The following is a 14,817-nucleotide window of genomic DNA, read 5'->3' as shown; positions in this document are numbered from 1 at the left end:
TGCAGGTTATTATTAATTTCTGCGAACCAGACTTCTATACTTGCTATGAATAAGAAAAAACAGCTAAAATTTGATAAAGCTTATTTGAGAATTGCCCGGGAATGGAGTAAATTATCCCATTGTAATAGAAAACAGGTTGGCGCGTTAATTGTAAAGGATAGAATGATCATTTCTGACGGATATAATGGTACCCCCTCCGGATTTGAAAATTTTTGTGAAGATGAAGAAGGCTATACTAAATGGTATGTTTTACATGCAGAGGCCAATGCAATTCTTAAAGTTGCGGGTTCTACCCAATCCTGTAAAGATGCCACTTTGTATATTACCATGTCTCCGTGTAAGGAATGCAGTAAATTGATACACCAATCTGGTATTAGCAGGCTGGTTTATCAAATTGATTATAAAGATAATTCAGGCCTTGATTTTTTAGAAAAAGCAGGCGTTGAACTTGAGCAAATAACAGCACTCGAAGATTGAAGGGAAGAAACAAAATATATACACCACTACTACTTAGTATCGCATGTGCCATTGGTTTAATACTTGGTGCTAGGTTAGATTTTGACCCATCTGACGAGCTTTTTTCTGCCAATCCTAAAAAACAAAAACTCAACAGGCTTATAGACTATATAGATTATGAGTATGTAGACGACGTTAATACAGATAGTATAGTTGATGTTACGGTAAATAAGATCCTGGAAAATCTTGATCCGCACTCTGTATATATTCCAAAAGATGAGTATGCCAGGGTTACTGAAAATATGAAGGGTGACTTTGTGGGAATTGGCGTTAGTTTTTATAAAGTCCAGGATACCATCGTGGTTATAAAAGCCTTGGAAGGTGGACCCAGTGAAAAAATAGGGATTCGTGGTGGCGACCGGATATTATATGCCAATGGCCAAAAATTATTCGATCGGGAAATAAGTGATGACTCCATCACCACTCAGTTAAAGGGAAAAGCGAATACAAAAGTCACTTTAAAAGTTCTAAGAAAAGGTATCGAAGATCTATTGACCTTTAAACTGAAAAGAGGTATAGTACCTCTTAAAAGTGTAAGTGCCTCTTATATGCTTACGGAAGATCTGGGTTATATAAAAATAGACCGGTTTTCTGAAACTACCTTCAAAGAATTTAGTCAGGCTATAAAAGACCTGAAGAAACAAGGTGCAAAACAAATTGCCCTGGACCTTAGGAGCAACCCGGGTGGATACCTTTCAGAAGCGATCAATATTGCTGATGAATTCATCAAAGATGACAAGCTCATTCTGTTCACCAAAAACAAAAGCGGAGCTATTGAAGAAACCTATGCGCAAAGAGAAGGAAGTTTTGAAAACGGGAAAGTCTTTGTTCTAATGAATGAAAATTCAGCCTCAGCCAGTGAGGTGGTTGCGGGTGCTTTACAGGATAATGATGTGGGAACTATCGTGGGCAGGCGTTCATATGGAAAGGGACTGGTACAAAGGGAAATGGAATTAGGAGATGGTAGTGCCGTTAGACTAACCATTGCCAGATATTATACCCCAACCGGAAGATCTATTCAAAAACCTTATGATAATGGAAATGAATCCTATTTCAACGATTATATGCGTAGGTATAAAAATGGTGAATTGAATAATGAAGATAGTATTGAAGTCAATGATTCTTTAAGATATATAACACCCAAAGGAAAAGTAGTTTATGGAGGTGGCGGGATCATCCCTGATATCTTCGTACCTAAAGACACCGATTCTGAAAAAGAAAAACTTACCTTCTTACTTCGTGGTGGATATATGAGCCGTTTTGTTTTTGACATCCTGGAAAAAAATCGTGAATATTATAATTCCATTTCTAAGAACGTTTTTAGAGAGGAAATTGTAATTACCGAAGAAATGATCGATGATTTTGACACTTATCTGCGAAGTGCAAATATTGGGATGGAAAGAACCAGTGAAGAAAGAAAACCACTGTTAAAAAAATATTTGAAAGCTGAAATTGCCCAACAACTTTTCGGAACTAATGCATTTGAACGGTATTTAAATGAAGATGACCGAATAATTAAAAAAGTGATCGAGTTGTCCAAAGAAAAATAATACTTTGGATTTTTGATGGAAAATTTCTTACAATATCTATCTGCTATCTGGCCATTAACACCGCTATTTTTATTTATTATCGCGGTATCATTTAGGCTACTGGATAATAGCACTTATCTTTTTCTAAAAAAAGATATTCTGGTGAATACCTCCAACGTTTCAAGACAACTTTTAAAGAAACAAATTCGCTCCAGTGAAGACTCCAGATTTAAGAAACAACTTAGACGCGCGCTCTTATTCAGGAATTTGCAACAAAGTTTTATGATTCTGGCCGTTATAAGCCTGCCTGTTAGCTTTATCTTTTATTTCTTAAGATAATTTATCATGCACTTTTGTGTGCTCTCCATTATTCCAGACCGTTAATATATCTGTGGCAACTGCTGCTCCACTCCCGCTGGCAATAGCATATTGACTTCGCCAACCGGCAAGAGTCCCCGCAACATATAGACCAGGTCTTACCAAATGATCTTCATTCTTTAACTGCACCCGGTTTTTCTCAATTTTCGCTTTTTTATGAGGAATTAGATATTCTTCAAGCCCGTTAATTCTAAAAGGACTGGTATAACCTACCGCCACCACTACTATTTCAGCGGTATATTCATTCTTATTGGTAATTACCCGGTAACCGCCATTTATTTCAGTTACTTCTTTTACTTTTTCCTTTGAAATTTGCTGCATTTTCGGATAAATATCCGCCAGATGTTTAGCCCCGTTATTTAAGACATCCATTCCTTTTGTTCCCGGAACAATTCCGAAGACATTTTGAAGTAAGGCCGACTGTAAATGGGAAGATTTTTGATGAAGGATTATTCCTGCCTTTCTGTTTTCGGTAAAACTTTTACCCATACCGGAACCAATCACCAAAGCACAGGATAGTCCAGCAGCCCCGCCACCGATGATTAAAACATCAAAATCCATATCTATTTATGCTTTTTTGCAATAGTTCTTGAAACCAGCAAAATAGACATCAGTACTATAACACACAGACACGCAGCAATTACGATAAGAGCATTTCCGCTATCACCTTCCAGTAAATTATTGAGGTCTACAGCCTGAAAACTGATCCCGATAAAAACAACTGCTAAAAAGATGAGGGTATAAATAAAATATTTCATTAAAATAAATTCTGAATGTTCGCAGCGAAAAGCTTCACGGCAATTGCCAGAAGAATTACCCCAAAAACTTTCCTGATTACACTAATACCCTGGCTTCCCAGAATCCTCTCGATTCTCGCTGAGGATTTTAGAACCAGGTATACAAATATAATATTGATAATGATAGCAACAATGATATTTACTGTTTCATATTCTGCCTGAAGCGAAACCAGGGAAGTCATGGTACCTGCACCTGCTATTAATGGAAAAGCAAGTGGCACTACAGATGCAGTTTCGGGAGCATCATCTTTATACAGACTTATTCCAAGGATCATTTCCAGGGCAAGGAAGAATAGTATAAATGAACCTGCCACGGCAAAAGAATTTACATCAATCCCAATTAGATTCAGGATCTCTTTTCCTAGAAAAAGAAAAACGATCATAATGATCCCTGCCACCACAGAAGCTTTTTCACTTTGAATATGCCCAACTTTTTTACGCAGATCAATAATAATTGGGATGTTCCCAATAATATCAATTACAGCAAAAAGAATCATTCCTGCGGTGAATATCTGCCTGAAATCTAATACTTTAAACATACTATGCTCATTTTCAAAATTGCGTGCAAAAGTACTTTATCTTATCTGATTGACAATTCCTGAACCATGTTAAATTTATATGAATTTTATTCCTGAATTTCTTCTTCTTAAAACTTAGAAAATTATCTTTGCCGAATGTTTCAATTAGGTAAAACTTTAGTTTCTGAAGAGATCATTAAAAATGATTTTTTGTGCAACCTTTCAGCCTGTAAAGGCGCCTGCTGTATTGATGGTGAAGCCGGTGCTCCCGTAGAGCCCGAAGAAAGAGCCATCTTGGAAGAGATATACCCCAAGGTTAAACCCTACTTGCGCAAAGAAGGCATCGAGGCCATTGAAACACAGGGAGTTTATATTACCAGAGAAAATGGGGAGATCGAAACACCTTTAATAAATGATGCAGATTGTGCGTATGTTACTTTTGATGAGAAAGGAACTGCCCTATGCGGGATTGAAGAAGCTTATAACCAGGGAGACATCAACTGGAAAAAACCCGTTTCCTGCCATCTTTACCCAGTGAGAATTCAGGAGTACTCTTCTTTCTCTGCGGTGAACTATCATCGCTGGGAAATTTGTGATGACGCCTGCAGTTTGGGTGCCGAATTACAGGTTCCTATTTACAAGTTTGTAAAGGAAGCTCTTATCCGAAAATACGGAGAAGACTGGTATAAGGAATTAGAAGAAGTAGCTAAAAATGTGCTGGATAAGAAATAAGACAGCACATTAATTTAGAGAGACTTAAATTGTAATATCAGCCAATATTTTGGTATATTTATAAATCTGTAAAATACAGAAAGTGATTTTTCTATCCTTTCTATCCCCCCGATAAAATATCTTTTGAATAATTAAATTCCGGAATTGATTTTTCCCGGAGTTTAAAAACGAATATAACAGGATTAAATAAGCATATCTATACCCACAAGTTTTATAGGTGGCCAACCAAAAAGTTAATTCTGTTTTCTAGAAAACCGGTAAAATTTACCGGTTTTCGCTTTTAAAAATCCCTTATTTTAAGCCCAATTCAGGACAATTTTCATGCTTATCAACAAGCATTCTTTCGATGACTTAGTTTATTGGTCATAAAATTATTAACAAATTATAAAAAATTGTTTTACAGTTGTTTAAATACTCGTTTTAACAAGAAAGTATGAAAACTCAAGGCTTAAGAGTGTTGAAAACTTTGTTGAAAACGTTTAGCCTAAATTCTTTCATTATACGTCTCATTTTTAAATATTTGTTAAACACCTTTCAATGAAATTTAGCTTCGACTGAAAAAACCGGAATAATTATGGCCCAAACAGAACCCATTTTACAGGAAAATAAAGATCGTTTTGTGATCTTCCCCATTAAACATCATGATATTTGGGACTGGTATAAAAAAATGGAGGCTTGTTTCTGGACCGCTGAAGAAATTGATCTTCACCAGGATCTTGCAGACTGGAATAACAAGCTGAATTCTGACGAGCGCTATTTCTTAAAACATATTCTTGCTTTTTTTGCAGCTTCTGATGGGATCGTGAATGAAAACCTAGCCGAGAACTTCGTAAATGAAGTTCAATATTCTGAAGCTAAGTTTTTCTATGGTTTCCAGATCATGATGGAAAACATACATTCTGAAACCTACTCCTTATTGATCGACACCTACGTGAAGAATGAAAAGGAGAAAGATCAGTTATTTAAAGCGATTGAAGTTTTTCCTGCCATCAAGAAGAAAGCCGACTGGGCTTTAAAATGGATAGAATCAGATTCTTTTGCTGAAAGGCTTATTGCTTTTGCAGCTGTGGAAGGAATTTTCTTTTCCGGAGCCTTCTGTTCTATTTTTTGGTTAAAGAAGCGTGGATTAATGCCGGGCTTAACTTTCTCTAATGAGTTAATCTCAAGGGATGAAGGTATGCACTGTGACTTTGCAGTTCACCTTCATAACCACCACCTGGTAAATCAGGTGCCAAAAGAAAAAATAAGAGAGATTCTTATTGATGCTCTAAATATAGAACGTGAGTTCGTTACAGAATCACTTCCGGTTAGTTTAATTGGAATGAACGCCAAGTTAATGACTCAATATCTTGAGTTTGTTACCGACAGGCTTTTGGTTGAACTGGACTGTGAAAAAGAATATAATGTTTCAAATCCATTCGACTTTATGGATATGATCAACTTGCAGGGTAAAACCAATTTCTTCGAAAAACGCGTAAGCGAATACCAGAAAGCAGGAGTAATGAACAAAGACAAAGAATCAGATGAAATCAGCTTTGATGCCGATTTCTAAAGTGCAACAGCGCTACGTCCCCCAACGTGGCGCTAGTTGAACTTTAATATTTATCACCCGAAATTTTAAATTATTAATCCGGATTTAACCACCGGCCTGGAATGCCATTAGCCTTTCCCAAGGAAGTATTGGCTCCACTGACTAAAATTGTAGCCTATGTATGTAGTAAAAAGAGACGGTAGAAAGGAGCCCGTCATGTTCGACAAAATTACCGCCAGAGTTAAGAAACTTTGTTATGGTCTTAACGAACTTGTAGATCCTGTCAAAGTAGCGATGCGGGTGATCGAAGGTCTCTATGATAACGTGACTACCAGTGAGCTGGATAATCTTGCCGCAGAGATCGCTGCCACCATGACCACCTCTCATCCAGACTACGCTAAACTGGCGGCAAGGATCTCTGTTTCTAACCTGCATAAGAATACAAAAAAGACCTTTTCTGAGGTAATGACAGATTTATATGAATATATAAATCCAAGAACCGGAAAAAAAGCTCCTTTACTTTCAGATGAAGTTTATAAGGTGATCAAGGAGAACAGTGAACAACTCGATTCTACCATCATTTATAACCGTGATTTTGGTTATGACTATTTCGGATTTAAAACTTTAGAAAGATCATACCTCCTAAAACTAAACGGAGAGATCGCAGAACGCCCTCAACATATGTTGATGCGTGTCTCCATAGGAATTCATATTGACGACCTGGACGCAGCCATAGAAACCTATGAGCTGATGTCTAAAAAATATTTTACCCACGCAACTCCAACACTTTTTAACTCAGGTACACCAAAACCTCAGATGTCCTCTTGTTTTCTTCTTACTATGAAAGACGACAGCATTGACGGGATCTACGATACGCTGAAACAAACAGCTAAGATCTCTCAATCTGCCGGAGGTATTGGTCTATCTATCCACAATGTTCGCGCTACCGGATCTTATATTTCAGGAACCAATGGTACATCTAACGGCATTGTGCCCATGCTTCGTGTTTTTAACGATACGGCAAGATATGTGGACCAGGGTGGAGGAAAAAGAAAAGGTTCCTTCGCGATGTATGTGGAGCCGTGGCATGCCGACATTATGGATTTCCTTGATCTTAAAAAGAACCATGGAAAAGAAGAAATGCGTGCGCGCGATTTGTTCTACGCTATGTGGATGCCAGATCTTTTCATGAAAAGAGTGGAGCAGAATGCAGAATGGACCTTAATGTGTCCTAATGAATGCCCGGGACTTTTTGATACTTATGGTGACGATTTTGAAAAACTCTACGAAAAGTATGAAGCTGAGGATAAAGGCAGAAAAACGATAAAAGCCCGTGAGCTTTGGGAAAAGATCATGGAATCTCAAATAGAGACCGGTACTCCGTATATGCTTTATAAAGATGCGGCAAACCGCAAATCCAATCAGAAGAATCTGGGGACCATCCGCTCTTCAAATCTTTGTACTGAGATCCTGGAATATACAAGCCCGGATGAAGTGGCTGTTTGTAACCTTGCTTCCATTGCCTTGCCAATGTTTGTAAAAGGAAACGAATTTGATCACAAGGAGCTTTTCAAGATCACTAAAAGAGTTACGAAAAACCTGAATAAGGTAATAGACAGAAATTACTACCCGGTTAAGGAAGCTGAAAACTCGAACATGCGTCACCGCCCGGTAGGATTAGGAGTTCAGGGACTTGCTGATACGTTTATAAAACTAAGAATGCCCTTTACTTCAGATGAAGCTAAAAAACTGAATCAGGAGATCTTTGAGACACTTTATTTTGCTGCCGTAACCGCTTCTATGGAGCTGGCACAGGAAGAAGGTCCTTATTCGACCTTTAAAGGCTCACCAATTAGCGAAGGGGAATTCCAATATAATCTGTGGGGCATTAAAGACGAAGATCTTAGCGGAAGATGGGACTGGGCAAAACTGCGCAAGCAGGTAATGAAAAATGGAGTTAGAAACTCTCTGCTGCTCGCACCAATGCCAACCGCTTCCACTTCCCAGATCTTAGGGAATAATGAAGCCTTTGAGCCCTATACTTCAAACATCTATACCAGAAGAGTGCTTTCAGGGGAATTTATCGTGGTAAATAAACATTTATTAGAAGATCTTGTTTCCAGAAATCTTTGGACCGATGATGTAAAGAATGCTATTATGAGAAATAATGGGTCTGTTCAGGATATTGACATTATTCCAGATGATCTTAAAGAACTGTATAAAACGGTTTGGGAGATGAGCATGAAGGATATTATTGATATGTCCAGGCACAGAGGATATTTTATAGATCAGTCGCAATCACTTAACCTGTTCATGGAAAACGCTAATTACAGCAAGTTAACCTCCATGCACTTTTACGCATGGAAAAGCGGACTAAAAACAGGAATGTATTATCTTCGAACCAAATCTGCGGTGGACGCTATTAAGTTCACCCTGGAGAAAGAAAAGAAAAAAGAACCCGTAGCAGTAGCTTCGGAAGCTCCAGCAAAAGCTGCAGAAAAACTTAAGGCTGAAACCAAGCCGGTTATTTCTAAGCAATCTGAAGAAGAAGGAGCTTTATCACCTGAAGAATTAAGAGCGATCATTGCTCAATCTAAAGAAGCTGAAGGCGATGACTGCTTAATGTGTGGATCTTAAAAATTTGGCTAATTCAAATTTGAATTAAGAAGGGGAAGTAGTTATTACTTCCCTTTTTTAATACTTTTGAGCCAACTCAAAGTAATTTATATGAATTGGGAGGAACTCTTATCTCTGAAACGATTTGGAGACACAAATAAAAGACTTAGAAAAGAACAGAATGAAACCCGACTTGGGTTTGAAGTAGATTATGACAGGATCATATTCTCTTCAGCTTTTAGAAGCCTTCAGGATAAGACCCAGGTAATCCCACTTTCAAAGACAGATTTTGTGCATACCCGGCTCACCCATAGCCTGGAAGTTTCAGTAGTTGGCCGTTCCCTGGGAAGGCTTACCGGACAAAAATTACTGGAAAAACATCCGCATTTGCGTGATACCTTCGGCTACCAGATGAATGATTTTGGTGCTATCGTAGCGGCAGCTGCTTTAGCTCATGATATTGGAAATCCACCTTTTGGACATTCAGGAGAGAAAGCCATTGGGGAATATTTCAGCCATGGAAATGGAAAGCGTTTTAAAGAACAGCTTTCAGAAAAGGAATTTCAGGACCTTATCAAATTTGAAGGTAACGCGAACGGATTCAAAATTTTGACTGAAAATCGTCCGGGAATTGAAGGAGGCCTGCGATTATCGTATGCTACGCTAGGTGCTTTTACAAAATATCCCAAAGAATCACTTCCGCATAAACCTTCGAAAAAAATTGGAGACAAGAAATTTGGCTTTTTTCAAAGCGAACGTGAAACTTTTGAAGATGTTGCTGAAGAATTAGGTCTTACAAAGACCAGAGAAGGAAAAGATATTGGTTACTCGAGACATCCTCTGGCTTTTTTGGTAGAAGCAGCAGATGATATTTGCTATACGATCATAGATTTTGAAGACGGGATCAATTTAGGACTTATTGATGAAGAGTATGCCCTGGAATACCTAATAAAACTGGTTAAGGACAATATCAATACTTCAAAATACCATGAGCTAAAAAATACCGCCGACAGGTTGGCTTATTTACGCGCCCTGGCCATAAATACACTTATTACAGAAGCTGCGGAAATTTTTCTCAAGAACGAAGATGCTATTTTAAAAGGCGAATTTCATGAATCGCTTTTTGATAAAAGCAGTTATGAAGCCCAGATCAAGGATATTATTAAAATAAGCGTTGAGCGAATTTATCAGAGTGAAGAGGTAATTGGTAAGGAAATCGCGGGTTATAGAATGCTTTCTTATCTTCTGGATATTTATACCAAAGCATTAATTCCGGAAGGAAGTGAAGAAGATTCCAATTTCACCAAATTGGTATTAAAATCTGTACCTCAACTAAAACCTTTACAGGAAAGCAGTTCCGTTTACGAAAAATTGATTGGGATTTGTTCTTACACGGCATCATTGACCGATGGGATGACGGTTGCTTCGTTTGAAAAATATACAGGTATAAAATTATAATCATATCCAATAAATTGAATAAGCTCAGGGAGGTTGCACAGGTCTTTTTTAAACTAGGGCTTATTGCGTTTGGGGGACCGGCAGCTCATATAGCCATGATGGAAGAAGAAGTGGTAACCCGTCGCAATTGGATGAGCCGACAGCATTTTCTGGACCTTGTGGGCGCCACCAATCTTATTCCGGGACCTAACTCCACAGAAATGACCATGCACTGTGGTTATGAACGCGCAGGCTGGAAAGGGCTTTTTGTTGCTGGGATTTGTTTTATTTTTCCCGCAGTAGTATTAACTGGCGCACTCGCCTGGTTATATGTTACCTATGGAGAAATTCCCGCCGTAGAGCCATTTCTATATGGAATTAAACCTGCTGTGCTTGCTATAATCCTGAATGCGATTTACAAACTGGGAAAAAAAGCACTTAAAAACCGGGAGCTTGCCGTAATTGGAATCCTGGTGATCATTGTTTCTTTTTTAGGAGTAAATGAGATCACCGCTATTCTGGGCGCAGGAATTCTTGGCCTCATTTGGTTTGGCGGAATAAAGAAATTTGGCAATATTAGAAATCTTCTACCCATATCCTATATCACTTTTACACAAACCGCTTCAATAACCAGTTCCAAAATATTCTTTGTTTTTTTTAAAAATAGGCGCAGTATTATTTGGTAGCGGATATGTACTGGTAGCTTATCTGGATGGTGAACTAGTGGAAAAACTTGGGTGGCTTACCAAATCTGAATTGCTCGACGCTATTGCCATTGGTCAGTTTACACCCGGGCCGGTGCTCTCTACTGCAACTTTCATTGGTTACCAGATAAATGGAATCAGCGGGGCACTGGCGGCAACTGCCGGGATCTTCCTGCCCTCGTTTTTATTTGTACTCCTTTTAAATCCCATCGTCCCAAAACTTAGAAGATCACCTCTGGCTAAGGGATTTCTGGATGCCGTAAATATTGCCGCAGTTGGGATCATGATCGCGGTAACTTTTCGCCTGGGCCACGATATTCTGATAGATTGGCGCGCGTGGTTGATAGCAATTTTAAGTATTCTCGTTACTTTCTTTATTAAAAAGACAAGTGCAGTGTATATAGTAATCGGCGGGGCTATATTAGGGTATTTGCTTCTACAACTCTAAAATTCATAAACAACACCTACACCCAGCATTTGTTTTAGCTGAATACGTGGTCCGGAAGTTTCTAACTTACCGTCGCCGTTGGTATCTTCTTTGAATTTTACGTCATCATCGTAGCGGATATGAGTTCCAACGTTCGCCTTTACAAAATCGTTAACCTTCATATTCACGGCCATTTGCCAATCAACATCAATATTTCCGAATTTATTTAAATAGTCTGAATACAAACTCAGCTGGTTATCTAAATTGATATTCTCAAAGACTTCCTTGCTAAAATCACTTGTCACCAGAAAACCAAATTCCGTCCTTAAATTTTCACCTTCTTTAATAATATTGCCCAGTTCATCTGTTACTGCAGGTTCTACACCAAACATTCCCTCATTCGCAAGTCGCTGATCCAGAACAAAGGTAGATTTAAAAGTAATCGGCGAGAGATAAACGGTTAGATCTTCTACCGGATCTGAATATTCTGTTCCAGCACCTAGAAATGTATAGCCGGGAGCCATCAGTTTAGAAATGGGAACTTCAGTATCGGGATATTTATAACCATTTGAAAATTGGGTATTGAAACTAAATTTTCCGGAATAATACCAGTTGGAAGTACTATCCTTTCTGAAACCAAAGGAAGAACTTAAACGCAATTCATCTTCGGTTTTCCGAATTTCCCGGCCTTCCTGTGCATTAATGCCATACCTCAAGGATGCTGAATTTCTCCAAATTGTGAGATCTTTTTCAAAATTACGATCAAATCCCGCATAGAAAAGTGCCGAAACTGAATTATTCCCCCCGGAATTCCAGTTCACAAAGGCCACCTCACTAAGGTTCATTCCAAAGGTATTCTTCTCTGTCCAGTAAATAAGCATCGAATCTGAAGCCGTAGTATCTTTTGCAACAACAGCTGTAGTGTCATTTTTCACAAGATGCTTATATTCAGAAGCTAAAGATTTAAGTGATGTAATGCAGAATAAGAATAGTAGGATTTGGAACTTCATTTATCAACTAAGGTTTTCGGAATTGCGAAAATAAAAAAATCAAATTATAGATTCCAGCTTTTGCTGTATTCCTTGAACGTTAATTTTCGCGATTTCTTGTAATTGATCTACACTTCCTTGCTCAATAAATTCATCAGGGATTCCTAAAAGCTCTATATCTCCCTTATAGCTTAGGTTTGAAGCATATTCCAAAATTGCAGATCCAAAGCCTCCATTTATAACTCCATCCTCCACCGTAATGATTTTTGAAAATTTCCCGAAAATTTTATTCAGAATTTTCTTATCCAGGGGTTTTACAAACCTCATATCATAATGCGCAATCTTTTCCTGTGCTGTTTTATTAAGATTTTTAATGGCATTTTCCACATTTCCTGCCATATTACCAAGGCTTAAAACTGCAATTTCAAAACCTTCTTTCAAACATTCCGCTTTACCAATTTCAACTTTTTTAAAGGGTAGTTCCCATTCTTTTAGAACGCCTCTGCCCCTTGGATACCTAATGATCATAGGAGATTTAAGATCTAACTGAGCTGTATACAGCAAATTGCGAAGTTCTGTTTCGTTTCTGGGAGCGGCGATGATAAGATTTGGAATTGGCCTCGCATAGGCAATATCAAAAACCCCATGATGGGTTGCCCCATCTTCACCAACCAGTCCCGCCCGATCCAGACAAAATACCACGGGTAAATTTTGCAAGGCTACATCGTGAATAAGCTGATCGTAGGCTCTTTGCAGAAAGGTGGAATAAATAGCGCAATAAACCACAAACCCCTGAGTGGCCATTCCCGCGGAAAGGGTTACCGCATGTTGTTCAGCAATTCCCACATCAAAAGCTCTTTCCGGAAATGCTTTCATCATAAATTTTAAGGAACTACCTGTTGGCATTGCCGGAGTTATACCAATGATCTTTTTATTTTTTCGTGCCAACTCTACGAGAGTTAATCCAAAAACATCCTGATACTTTATCGGTAGTCCATTTGTATCATATTTTAGTAATTCTCCTGTAGTGGGTTCAAATTTACCGGGAGCATGATACTTCACCTGGTCTTCTTCCGCCTTTTTAAGGCCTTTCCCTTTCCTGGTGATTACATGGAGAAACTTGGGACCTTTTATCTGTTTCATCTCTTTCAGCGTCTTTAAAAGACCTTCGAGATCATGCCCGTCTACCGGACCAAAATATTGAAAGTTTAAGGCTTCAATAATATTATCGCGGGCTGGTTTGTACCCAACACGGGCTTTGGTTAGATATTCCTTTAATGCACCGACACTGGGATCTATCCCAATAGCATTATCGTTGAGAATTACAAGTAGATTTGCTTTGGTTACTCCCGCATGGTTCAGGCCTTCAAAGGCCATCCCGCTGGCAATGGAGGCGTCTCCAATCACGGCGATATGTTGTTTCTCAAATTCAGCCTTTAGATTGGAAGCGATCGCCATACCGAGGGCCGCAGAAATAGAAGTGGACGAATGTCCCACTCCAAAAGTATCATATTCGCTTTCCTCCCTTTTTGGAAATCCGCTTATTCCGTTAAGCTGTCTGTTGGTATCGAAAATATCCCTTCTGCCAGTTAATATCTTATGACCATAAGCCTGATGACCTACATCCCATACGAGGAGATCTTCAGGAGTATTAAAAATATAATGCAGGGCAACAGTAAGTTCAACCACACCCAGACTTGCGCCAAGATGTCCCTCCTTGGTAGCTACAATATCAATGATAAATTTGCGAAGTTCCTGCACTACCTGTTTCAGTTCTTCCAGATCGAGTTTGCGCAGATCTTTCGGGCAGTTTATATTTTTAAGGATTTCAGCCATACCCAACAAAGTTACATTAAGCAAACTGAATTCCGAATAAGACCCACTAACGGAATACTCAAAATTTATATCTTTCAGAAAAATTTTTAAGATGCTTTCTCCTTTTGATGATGAATACTTTATGAAAAAAGCTTTGGAAGAAGCCGAAGCTGCGTACGAAAAGGGAGAAATTCCGGTTGGGGTAGTTGTAGTGATTAACGACAAGATCATCGCCCGAGGCCATAACCTTACGGAAACTTTAAATGATGTTACTGCCCATGCCGAAATGCAGGCGATCACCGCCGCAGCAAGTTTCCTGGGCGGAAAATATCTGCAGAACTGCACTATGTATATTACTCTTGAACCCTGCCAGATGTGCGCCGGCGCTTTATACTGGAGCCAGATATCTAAAATTGTCTTCGGGGCTGAAGATTCGCAAAGAGGTTATAGAAAGTTCGGAGTGCAACTGCATCCTAAAACGGAAGTGAAATCTGGAGTTATGGAAGCAGAAGCCTCTGCACTTTTAAAGCGTTTTTTTATCGAGAAGAGAAATCTCAATTAAAAAGAACAGGTCTTTATCCTGATTCCTTCCCTGGAATGACAAAAAAACTGACAAGCATTTGTCTTTTCGACGAAACGAAGCGACTGAAAAATCTCTAAAAACTAAGATCTCAATTTGAAAGAGATCTCTCCTCTCAGTCGAGATGACAACAGATGATGTGGTCATTCTTAACGAAACCTAATAAAGCGCAGAGTCAATCAACGAAACTATTCCATCAGAGATTTCTACCCCTGGTCGAAATGACCACTTTTGATAGCTTTGAGCCT

At 38.8% G+C, this 14,817-nt stretch carries 14 protein-coding genes; 9 read left to right on the top strand and 5 right to left on the bottom strand.

What is annotated here, in order from left to right; translation table 11 throughout:
- Positions 1 to 45 precede the first annotated feature (45 nt).
- Entirely contained in the window at positions 46 to 477 is a 432-nt protein-coding gene (locus LGQ90_RS12390) for a deoxycytidylate deaminase (protein ID WP_229341477.1), read from the top strand.
- Positions 474 to 2,066: a S41 family peptidase gene (locus tag LGQ90_RS12385; RefSeq protein WP_229341476.1), complete on the top strand. Its 1,593-nt coding sequence runs from the start codon at positions 474 to 476 to the stop codon at positions 2,064 to 2,066. The genes LGQ90_RS12390 and LGQ90_RS12385 overlap by 4 nt, the downstream gene beginning before the upstream one ends.
- A gap of 309 nt (positions 2,067 to 2,375) precedes the next feature.
- Here LGQ90_RS12385 and LGQ90_RS12380 read toward each other — a convergent pair whose 3' ends face one another.
- Genes LGQ90_RS12380 through LGQ90_RS12370 form a run of 3 tightly spaced genes read right to left on the bottom strand, consistent with a single transcriptional unit; the run spans position 2,376 to position 3,759 of the window.
- Entirely contained in the window at positions 2,376 to 2,984 is a 609-nt protein-coding gene (locus tag LGQ90_RS12380) for an FAD-dependent oxidoreductase (RefSeq protein WP_229341475.1), read from the bottom strand.
- A 2-nt stretch (positions 2,985 to 2,986) separates the two neighbouring features.
- Positions 2,987 to 3,181, bottom strand: a complete 195-nt coding sequence (locus LGQ90_RS12375) for a hypothetical protein (protein ID WP_229341474.1) — start codon at positions 3,179 to 3,181, stop codon at positions 2,987 to 2,989.
- Positions 3,181 to 3,759: a MarC family protein gene (locus LGQ90_RS12370; protein WP_229341473.1), complete on the bottom strand. Its 579-nt coding sequence runs from the start codon at positions 3,757 to 3,759 to the stop codon at positions 3,181 to 3,183. Before LGQ90_RS12370 ends, LGQ90_RS12375 begins: the two co-directional genes overlap by 1 nt.
- A gap of 135 nt (positions 3,760 to 3,894) precedes the next feature.
- Here LGQ90_RS12370 and LGQ90_RS12365 point away from each other — a divergent pair, with 135 nt between their 5' ends.
- The 6 genes from LGQ90_RS12365 (at position 3,895) to LGQ90_RS15055 (ending at position 11,206) form a co-directional block, all read left to right on the top strand.
- Entirely contained in the window at positions 3,895 to 4,470 is a 576-nt protein-coding gene (locus LGQ90_RS12365) for a DUF3109 family protein (RefSeq protein ID WP_229341472.1), read from the top strand.
- Between the two features lie 574 nt (positions 4,471 to 5,044).
- The gene (locus LGQ90_RS12360; protein WP_229341469.1) at positions 5,045 to 6,022 is read left to right on the top strand and encodes a ribonucleotide-diphosphate reductase subunit beta; all 978 of its coding nucleotides are present in this window, start codon (positions 5,045 to 5,047) and stop codon (positions 6,020 to 6,022) included.
- Between the two features lie 156 nt (positions 6,023 to 6,178).
- A complete protein-coding gene (locus tag LGQ90_RS12355) occupies positions 6,179 to 8,638 on the top strand; it encodes a ribonucleoside-diphosphate reductase subunit alpha (RefSeq protein WP_229341467.1) in 2,460 nt (819 codons plus the stop codon).
- A 90-nt stretch (positions 8,639 to 8,728) separates the two neighbouring features.
- Entirely contained in the window at positions 8,729 to 10,075 is a 1,347-nt protein-coding gene (dgt, locus tag LGQ90_RS12350) for a dGTP triphosphohydrolase (protein ID WP_229341465.1), read from the top strand.
- A 14-nt stretch (positions 10,076 to 10,089) separates the two neighbouring features.
- Positions 10,090 to 10,740 (top strand): chromate transporter, encoded by a 651-nt coding sequence (locus LGQ90_RS15060; RefSeq protein ID WP_341481966.1) that lies wholly within the window; start codon positions 10,090 to 10,092, stop codon positions 10,738 to 10,740.
- Positions 10,703 to 11,206, top strand: a complete 504-nt coding sequence (locus LGQ90_RS15055; RefSeq protein WP_341481965.1) for a chromate transporter — start codon at positions 10,703 to 10,705, stop codon at positions 11,204 to 11,206. Before LGQ90_RS15060 ends, LGQ90_RS15055 begins: the two co-directional genes overlap by 38 nt.
- Here LGQ90_RS15055 and LGQ90_RS12340 read toward each other — a convergent pair.
- Positions 11,203 to 12,195: a DUF3078 domain-containing protein gene (locus LGQ90_RS12340; protein WP_229341463.1), complete on the bottom strand. Its 993-nt coding sequence runs from the start codon at positions 12,193 to 12,195 to the stop codon at positions 11,203 to 11,205. The two genes, LGQ90_RS15055 and LGQ90_RS12340, sit on opposite strands and share 4 nt — an antisense overlap.
- Positions 12,196 to 12,234: 39 nt before the next feature.
- Positions 12,235 to 14,010, bottom strand: coding sequence for a 1-deoxy-D-xylulose-5-phosphate synthase (locus LGQ90_RS12335; RefSeq protein WP_229341461.1), 1,776 nt, complete (start codon positions 14,008 to 14,010; stop codon positions 12,235 to 12,237).
- Positions 14,011 to 14,101: 91 nt separating this feature from the next.
- On the opposite strand from LGQ90_RS12335, the gene LGQ90_RS12330 reads away from it, so the two are divergent.
- Positions 14,102 to 14,551, top strand: coding sequence for a nucleoside deaminase (locus tag LGQ90_RS12330; RefSeq protein ID WP_229341459.1), 450 nt, complete (start codon positions 14,102 to 14,104; stop codon positions 14,549 to 14,551).
- The last annotated feature ends 266 nt before the right edge of the window (positions 14,552 to 14,817 follow it).

Origin of the sequence: Christiangramia sediminis (genome assembly GCF_020552705.1) — a bacterium.
In the GTDB taxonomy this organism is placed as follows: domain Bacteria; phylum Bacteroidota; class Bacteroidia; order Flavobacteriales; family Flavobacteriaceae; genus Christiangramia; species Christiangramia sediminis.
The sequence above is the reverse complement of the archived record's forward strand: the minus strand, read 5'-3'. Positions and strand labels throughout refer to the sequence as shown.

Excerpts from the sequence above, each read along its gene's own strand:
- LGQ90_RS12375 (WP_229341474.1), bottom strand. The coding sequence starts at position 3,181 with ATGAAATATTTTATTTATACCCTCATCTTTTTAGCAGTTGTTTTTATC.
- LGQ90_RS12365 (WP_229341472.1), top strand. The coding sequence starts at position 3,895 with ATGTTTCAATTAGGTAAAACTTTAGTTTCTGAAGAGATCATTAAAAAT.
- dgt (WP_229341465.1), top strand. The coding sequence starts at position 8,729 with ATGAATTGGGAGGAACTCTTATCTCTGAAACGATTTGGAGACACAAAT.
- LGQ90_RS12330 (WP_229341459.1), top strand. The coding sequence starts at position 14,102 with ATGCTTTCTCCTTTTGATGATGAATACTTTATGAAAAAAGCTTTGGAA.
- LGQ90_RS12355 (WP_229341467.1), top strand. The coding sequence starts at position 6,179 with ATGTATGTAGTAAAAAGAGACGGTAGAAAGGAGCCCGTCATGTTCGAC.
- LGQ90_RS12370 (WP_229341473.1), bottom strand. The coding sequence starts at position 3,759 with ATGTTTAAAGTATTAGATTTCAGGCAGATATTCACCGCAGGAATGATT.
- LGQ90_RS12360 (WP_229341469.1), top strand. The coding sequence starts at position 5,045 with ATGGCCCAAACAGAACCCATTTTACAGGAAAATAAAGATCGTTTTGTG.
- LGQ90_RS12335 (WP_229341461.1), bottom strand. The coding sequence starts at position 14,010 with ATGGCTGAAATCCTTAAAAATATAAACTGCCCGAAAGATCTGCGCAAA.
- LGQ90_RS12390 (WP_229341477.1), top strand. The coding sequence starts at position 46 with ATGAATAAGAAAAAACAGCTAAAATTTGATAAAGCTTATTTGAGAATT.
- LGQ90_RS12380 (WP_229341475.1), bottom strand. The coding sequence starts at position 2,984 with ATGGATTTTGATGTTTTAATCATCGGTGGCGGGGCTGCTGGACTATCC.
- LGQ90_RS12340 (WP_229341463.1), bottom strand. The coding sequence starts at position 12,195 with ATGAAGTTCCAAATCCTACTATTCTTATTCTGCATTACATCACTTAAA.